The following is a 7,342-nucleotide window of genomic DNA, read 5'->3' as shown; positions in this document are numbered from 1 at the left end:
CACGAATTCGCGGCACAAGCCCCGGCCAACTCAGACTGCCGCTCAGCGCTCCAGAGGAGAGCTATTCACTCACCTCCACCACCCGTCCATTCAACGGTTGCACCGGCCGTGCATTCATGGGGTAAAGGCGGCGGAAGGCATCGATCTGCGCTTGCGACACTTCCACCGCTTGCCTCACCACGTGCCAGCTTACGTTCTCGCTGCAGGGGGGAGTGTTCAGGGAGCCGGTGAAGCGAAAGTAGCTGGAGTCACTGGGCATCAATAGGGCCGGATTGAAGTCCTTCAGGTTCTGCTGTTTGCCCGCTGCCGGCAGGGCGGCCAAGAGTGGCTGCAGGGCCGCACTATGTGGACCTTCTTTGAACTCCACGGCTACCACTAGCAAACGGCCTGCCGCCGTCTTGTGCACCAGGTGCGTGCTCAGCGGGTACTGCTTGCCGTCAAAGCGTTCTTCGCCAGGGGCGTGGAAGTGAAACTGCAGCAGCTCGGCCGGATCGTTGCCGACGTTCAAACGATTTCCCGCGGCAACATTGACCTGCACGGTGTGGCCGTTGTTGACCAGCTCAGCGCTGCCGCTCTGGTACTGAAAGTCCAGCATAGGCATGCGCGTGGGTTGGCTTTTGCTGAGGGTGATATTGATCGGCGATTGCTGTTTGCCGGTGGCGCAGACGGCGTCTGCCGGGGACAAATCGGCCCAATGCTCGGGGCCGGTCAGGCCGCTGTAACTCCACTCTGCGCCAAGGGCAGGGTTGAGGGCTAAACCGCTGGCTAACAAGGTGATGGTGAGGGTCGCTAGACACTTCATGGCACTGCTCCGCGAGAAAAAAACGCGGAAAAATTTTTCCATTTTGCGCGGGGCAGAACTGTAGGCAGGGGCGCTGCGGTAGGCGGGAGGGGGCTGTGTTTTAGCGCGAGATTGGGTGTTGTAAGAGCATCAGCTGATCAGCCGAGCCGCCTGCAAACGGCGCATTGCCGAGCAGGCGCAAGCGGTCATTAGCAGTGGATGGGCACAGCCACCCTAAAATGCCGGTAGGTCCAGCAGTAAGCCGACCTGGCGAATCTTCGGCAGTTTGCGCACTACCAGTTGATGAGAGCGGGTAAGCAGGTCTTGCAGTTCCTCGCTGCTCAGCACTTCCGGGCTGTCCAGGCGAATCCACTGGGCACGCGCCAGGTACGGTGCAGGGCGGATGCCAGGGCGGTCGACGTAGCCGAGGAACAGGTCTTTATCCACCTTGAAGGCCAGGCCATCGCCCAAGAAGTTGATGATGGCGACCATCTTGTTTTCCATCACCGAGAACACGCGGTTGTCGCCCCATTTGAGGTCTTCGCGCACACCCGGCAGTTGCATGAGAAAGGCGGCGGTTTGTTCGGTGTTCATACAGGCTCCTCTTTTAAACCGGGTGCGGCCAGTCGCCGCGAAAGGCTTCGGTGATGTGCTCAATCCAGGCGCGCACGGCTGGCAACATGCCGCGTCGGTGCGGGTACACGGCCTGCAGATAACCGCCGGGTAGTTTCCATTCGGGCAGCAGCTGCAACAGGCGGCCATCGGCCAGTTCTTCATGGCAGTTCATTAACGGCAGCATGGAAAAGCCCAAACCGGCGAGGGCGGCGTTTTTGCGCACCATAAAATCTTCGATTGCCAGGCGCGGTTCCAAGGCGATTTCGCGCTTTTTACCGTGACTGTCGACCAGTAGGAAATGCACTTTGCGGTCGGCTTCAATGGCGCCGAGCACGGGCAGGGCGTGCAGGTCTTGCGGGCTTTCAATACTGCGCTCAGCCAGCAGTGACGGTGCGGCTACCAGCACGGCAGAGGCGGGGCGTAGTTTGCGTGCAATTAGCGCGGGGTCTTCGTCGCCTTCATCGCGCACGCGCAGGGCGACATCGATGCCTTCGGCCAGCAGGTCGACGCGGCGGTTGACCAGCACGATCTCCAACTGCACCTGCGGGTAGGTGCCGAGAAAGTCGTTAATGATTGGCGACAGGTAGTGCTCAGCCAGCGCCGTCGGGCACGACACACGCAAACGCCCGCGCGGTTCGCTGGAGTGGGTGGCCACGGCTTCGTCGGCCATGTCAGCGGCAATGATCATGGTCTGACAGTGGCGGTAGTAGTGCTCGCCAATATCGGTCAACGCCAGTTTGCGCGTACTGCGCTGTAACAGCCGCGCGCCCAGGCGCTCTTCCAGCTCGGCAATGCGCCGCGACAACCGCGATTTAGGGACGCCGAGCAGGCGTCCGGCGGCGGCGAAACCACCGGCTTCCACCACTTTGGCGAAGTAGAACAGGTCGTTGAGATCTTGCATGGCAGCTCTTGGTTGTAGGTATCGTCCCATCAGTGGGACGAACTATCACATTTTTGCCGACTAATAGGCCATTGGTTTCACCGGTAGGCTTAGCGCCAGTTGAAATCAAACCTCTTTTAATCGCCAAGCGCGATACCTACTCGGAGAACGCCCCATGAAACTTCTGCACCTCGACTCCAGCATCCTTGGCGACAACTCGGCTTCGCGCCAACTGAGCAAAGCCGTGGTTAGCGCTTGGCAAGCCAGCGACGCCAGCGTTCAGGTCAGCTACCGCGACCTGGCTGCCGATGCCTTAAGCCACCTGTCTGCTGCCAGCCTGGTCGCCGGCGGTACGCCTGCTGAACTGCGCGACGCCGCGCAAAAGCACGAAGCCGACCTGGCCGAAGCAACCCTGAACGAATTCCTCGCGGCCGACGCCATCGTCATTGGCGCGCCGATGTACAACTTCACCGTACCGACCCAGCTCAAAGCCTGGATCGACCGCATCTCCGTTGCCGGTAAAACCTTCGCCTACGACGAGAACGGCCCTAAAGGTCTGGCTGGCGGCAAAAAAGTAGTCATCGTCTCCACTGCCGGCGGCATCCACGCCGGTCAAGCCAGCGGCATTGCCCACGAAGACTACCTGCAACTGGTACTGCGCTTCCTCGGCATCACCGACATCGAAGTGGTGCGCGCCGAAGGCCTGGCCTACGGCGAAGAGCCGCGTGCACAAGCCCTGGCCGCTGCTAACCAGCAAGTGACTGAGTTGTTTGTTGCGGCGTAAGGCTTGATCGGTAATGAAAATCCCCGCTTCGGCGGGGATTTTTTGTGGGCACTCGCAACCGTTAGAAGTCCAGGCTCAGCCCCAGGTTAACGCCCTGTTGGCTCAGGTCGTCGCGTCGGTCAAGGCTATAGCTCACCTGCATGGCGAGCGCCGATGTCAGCTTTTGGTTTAGCCCCAGGCTCAGGCGATTTAGCTGTTGCGCTGGGCGGTAGCCGTCCAACTGGTAGGGCAGGGTTGGCAGGGCTTTTTGCCGCAGGGTGACGGTTTGGGCGTTGTTGTTGAATTCATGCTCATGGCTCAGTTCGCCAAATAGGCGGGTGCTGGGTAGCACTTGTAGGTTGGCGAGCAAACCGGCGCCGAGGCGTTTGCTGGTCACGGTTTGCTCATCCACTTGCAGCGCAGTAGAGGTTTGGCCGCGTTCTTTGTAGCCGTCTACGGTGATGCGTGAATAGGCGGCGCTAAGAAACGGCGAGAGCTGCCAGTCGCTGCTGTTTGGGGCCAGGTTGAAACCGACCCGGCTGGTGGCGCTCCATAACGCGCCGGTGCTGTTGCCTTGTTCGGCGCGCTCGCTGATGCCTAAGGCAAAGGTGCGTTGCAGGTCGCGGTAGTCGAGGTAGCCGCCGGTGAGGGCGGCGTCGAGCCACAGGCGTTCATGTTGGAACTGCATAAACGCACTGCCTAGGTAGCCGTCGAGCTTGTAACGCGAGTCCGCTTCACCGGCCTTGAGGTGTTGTCGGTAGGCGCCGGCCAGCAGCCCGGCACGCCAGTCTTCATTGAGACGGTAGCTGCCGCCTACTTGCAGATTGGCATGTTCACCCTTGGCACTAACCGCGCTGGCTTGGCTATCGAAGTCTTGCCGCTGGGCGCCGCCGTTGATGATGGCGCGCCAGTCGCCGACGGCCTGCCAGGTCCCGGCCTGCCATTCACGGCGTAAGGCGTCCTCTTGCGCGAGTAACGTGCTGTTGGCCATTTGCGGCAGTAACGACAGTTCCCACGGCGCGGCGAGTAGTGAGTAGGCGTAGTCGGCAATCAGTTGATGGCCGGCTGTGGAGGGGTGCACGCCATCGTCGAACAGCAGTTTGCTGGGGGCCGGGGTGGTGCCGCCGACACCGTAACTCGGGTTAACCGTGCAACTGCCGCCGCCGAAACATGTGCTCAGCAATGGCGTACCACTGATAAAACCAAAGGCCGCCGAGTTGTTTACTACTTCGTTGAATAGCAGTGGCACATTGAGGGGGATGATTTGCGCTGGCACTTGGGCAAGCTGTTGCACCAGTGTTTGGTTAAATGCCGCACTCAGTTGGCTTTGCGGTGATTGGAACGCAGTGCCGTAGATCGCGGGTGTCAGGCCCAGGTCCGGTAGCAGCCACACCATCAGGTAGCGACCACCCGCCTGTTGCAGTGCTCTGGCGCTGTCGACCAGCCGGCCTGCCGCTGCGTCTGCCTGGGTCGGGTTGGTGACCAGGCTCTGGAAGAAGTCATTGGCGCCGCCATTGAGGTAGTACAGCGCATTAGGGTCGGCTTTGAAATTACGCTCGGCCAGGTAACCAGGGCGCTGACGAAGGACTACGCCGCCTCCGTCAGTGATGATTGAGGCGCTGGTAATTGAGGCAAGGATGTTCGCCGTGGTGTAGCCGCCGGTTGCCCAGTTATTGCCATCGGGCAGCCCCTGTTGTGGGCGCAGCAACGCCGTAGAGGCCGTTTGTTCGGTGGCGCTCAGGCCCAGCTTAGTGCCCAGCAGCATGGCATTGATGGCGCCGGTCTGCTCGCTGTTGTCGTCTAGGTAAGTGGGGCCGGTACGGTTGGTAAAGCGCTGGTAGGAGCCCTGCGGCCCGCCGGAATCCGGGAATTGCCCGGCATCGTTCAGGCTGTCGCCGAATACCACCATGGTGGAATAGGGCATGGGTGCGGCCACCGCGCTGGTGCAGGCGAGGGCCAACAGGCATAGAGCAAAAGGCCGAGCGTTTTTCTTGCGCATTGATCAGTCCTTAAATGACGAGGCATATACGGCTTGATCATCTGGCTCGGGGTTGTGCCGGGGGTATCGGACCGGGCGGTTTAAAGCGGCGGAAAGCTCTTACCGTGCGGCTATCGCGGCGGATCTTTCGCGGCCAGGTGCACTCAGTTTCTTTTGGCACAAGTCATGCTTTTGTAACCGTCATGTGTTTGCGCAGAAGTGGCTAAGGGCGGTTGCCCGGCGCTGCGGAGCAGGCGTTTATTGCGGTTGGTTTCTGCTGTGGAGGTGAGGGTTGAGCACCTTTTTCGCGCGTATGTTGGTGCTGTTGCTCGGTTTAGTGGCTGCGGCTATGCCTGCCCTGGCAGCGACAGGCAGTGGGCGGATGACGGTCGGCTTTCATCAAATGACCCTGCGTGACCCCCTCGACCAACAGCCCATGCAGGCGGTGGCTTTCTACCCAGCTTTCGCCCATGCCACCGTCAGTAACATCGGCCCGTACCATATTGCCGCCGGCCAGGATGCCCCGGTGGCGCCGGGTCACTACCCGTTGTTGGTGCTCTCCCACGGCAACAGCGGCAGCCCGCTGGCGCAGCACGACCTGGCCACTTACCTGGCCAAGCATGGTTTTGTGGTATTGGCGGTGGTTCACCCTGGCGATAACTACGCCGATCAGAGCCGCCTCGGCACGGTGAGCAACCTGTATGGCCGCCCGATGCAGATTTCTGAGGCCATCACCGACGCTCTGCAAGACCCTTGGTTGGAAGCCTTTGTCGATGAGCAACGGATTGGCATGATTGGCTATTCCGCCGGTGGCGAAACCGCGCTGATCGTCGCCGGTGCGCAGCCGCAAATGCAGTTGCTGCGCGACTATTGCCAAGCTCACCCCAGCGATCAGGACGCTTGCCGCACCCAGGGCGAATTGGTGGTTGACCGCGACGACCTGGTACCGGAAAGCGACCCACGGGTAAAAGCGTTGCTGTTATTGGCGCCGTTGGGCCTGATGTTTGGCAAGGAGGAACTGCAAGACGTGCAAATGCCGGTGCTGATGTATGCCGGCGACAACGACCAATTGCTGGCCATCGAAACCAACGCCCTGGCGCTGAGCCACAGCCTGCCGCAACCGCCGCACTACCGTCTGCTTGATGGAGCCGGGCACTTTATTTTTATGTCGCCGTGCTCAGCCGAGCAGGAACAAATGATGCCGATGCTGTGCAAAGACGCCGAAGGCGTGGACCGTCAGCGCATTCACCGGCGCATAAATGCCGAAGCGGTGGAGTTCTTCAGTACCGTGCTTGGCCCGGATTTATCCAACCACCAGGCCTCGCTGCACTAACCCGCACTCGCGCGCCTGGCTAGCCACAGGCTCAGACACAACCCGCCCAAGGCCAGTAGGGCGGCGGCGAGAAAAATGCCGTTGTAGCCAAACCAGTAAGCCACCGCACCCATCAGCGGCCCGGCAATTGCCAAGGCCAAGTCAAAGAACACCGCATAAGCACTAAAGCCGGCGCTGCGGCTGCTGTCCGGAATCTGCTTGATGGCTTCCACGCCCAATGCCGGGTATACCAGCGACAACCCGCAGCCGGTCAGGGCCGCGCCCGCCATCGCCCACAACGGCGACGGCGCAAACCACAACAGCAGCAGGCCCAGGGTTTCGATGCCCATGCAACCAATTGCCACGCTGTAGCCGCCGTAGCGTTTAATGGCGTCGATCAGCAGCACCCGCGCGCCAATAAAGGCCACACCAAAAGCCGACAGGCTATACGCCGCGCCGCTCCAGCCTTTACTGGCGAAGTACAGGGCGACAAAGGTGGTCAGCGTGCCGTAACCAATCGAGCCCAAGGCCAGGCCCACGCCATAGGGCGCAATTCGCCCCAGCACCGTACTGAACGGCAAACGCTCGCCCTTCAACACCGGCGCCGACGCGCGCTTGCGGATCAGCAGCAACCCCAGCAGCGCCAAGGCGGTAAGGGCGCACCCCATGGTCCAGTAGCCCCAGGCGTCGACCATCAGCACGCCCACCGGCGCACCAATGGCTATGGCGCCATAGGCAGCGATGCCGTTCCAGGAAATCACCCGCGCCGTGTGCTCGGTACCGACCTGATTGATACCCCAGCTGATGGTGCTGACCCCCAGCAAACCCTGGGTAACACCTAGCAGCAAACGAGCGACCAGCATAATCAACAGGCTAAGCAGTGGCAGGTGGCTGACTTCGGTGGATAGCAGCGTTAGCAGCCCGCTGATGGCAATGCCACTCAGGCCATACACCAGCGCCGGCTTGGTGCCCAAGCTGTCGGCCACGCGCCCGGCGAGCGGGCGGGTGAGCAG

At 61.1% G+C, this 7,342-nt stretch carries 7 protein-coding genes; 2 read left to right on the top strand and 5 right to left on the bottom strand.

What is annotated here, in order from left to right; genetic code table 11:
• Positions 1–61: 61 nt before the first annotated feature.
• The 3 genes from AAAB16_RS06155 to AAAB16_RS06145 all read right to left on the bottom strand — a co-directional run bounded on the left by AAAB16_RS06155 (position 62) and on the right by AAAB16_RS06145 (position 2,297).
• Positions 62–802, bottom strand: coding sequence for a carbonic anhydrase family protein (locus AAAB16_RS06155; RefSeq protein WP_340662538.1), 741 nt, complete (start codon positions 800–802; stop codon positions 62–64).
• A gap of 213 nt (positions 803–1,015) precedes the next feature.
• Positions 1,016–1,375: an MmcQ/YjbR family DNA-binding protein gene (locus tag AAAB16_RS06150; RefSeq protein WP_340662537.1), complete on the bottom strand. Its 360-nt coding sequence runs from the start codon at positions 1,373–1,375 to the stop codon at positions 1,016–1,018.
• 13 nt (positions 1,376–1,388) lie between these two features.
• Positions 1,389–2,297 carry a LysR substrate-binding domain-containing protein gene (locus tag AAAB16_RS06145; RefSeq protein ID WP_340662536.1) on the bottom strand — a complete coding sequence of 303 codons (909 nt, stop codon included), beginning with the start codon at positions 2,295–2,297 and terminating at the stop codon, positions 1,389–1,391.
• 154 nt (positions 2,298–2,451) lie between these two features.
• On the opposite strand from AAAB16_RS06145, the gene AAAB16_RS06140 reads away from it, so the two are divergent.
• Entirely contained in the window at positions 2,452–3,060 is a 609-nt protein-coding gene (locus tag AAAB16_RS06140; RefSeq protein ID WP_340662535.1) for an FMN-dependent NADH-azoreductase, read from the top strand.
• Positions 3,061–3,121: 61 nt separating this feature from the next.
• Here AAAB16_RS06140 and AAAB16_RS06135 read toward each other — a convergent pair whose 3' ends face one another.
• The gene (locus tag AAAB16_RS06135) at positions 3,122–5,038 is read right to left on the bottom strand and encodes an autotransporter domain-containing protein (protein WP_340662534.1); all 1,917 of its coding nucleotides are present in this window, start codon (positions 5,036–5,038) and stop codon (positions 3,122–3,124) included.
• Positions 5,039–5,366: 328 nt separating this feature from the next.
• Here AAAB16_RS06135 and AAAB16_RS06130 point away from each other — a divergent pair, with 328 nt between their 5' ends.
• A complete protein-coding gene (locus AAAB16_RS06130) occupies positions 5,367–6,350 on the top strand; it encodes a dienelactone hydrolase (RefSeq protein WP_340662539.1) in 984 nt (327 codons plus the stop codon).
• On the opposite strand, the gene AAAB16_RS06125 is transcribed toward AAAB16_RS06130, so the two are convergent.
• Positions 6,347–7,342: MFS transporter (locus tag AAAB16_RS06125; RefSeq protein ID WP_340662533.1), on the bottom strand; the 996-nt coding region annotated here is incomplete at its 5' end. The two genes, AAAB16_RS06130 and AAAB16_RS06125, sit on opposite strands and share 4 nt — an antisense overlap.

The sequence above is a fragment of the Pseudomonas sp. genome (genome assembly GCF_037994325.1).
GTDB lineage: Bacteria > Pseudomonadota > Gammaproteobacteria > Pseudomonadales > Pseudomonadaceae > Aquipseudomonas.
This window is presented reverse-complemented; position numbering and strand designations above follow the sequence as displayed.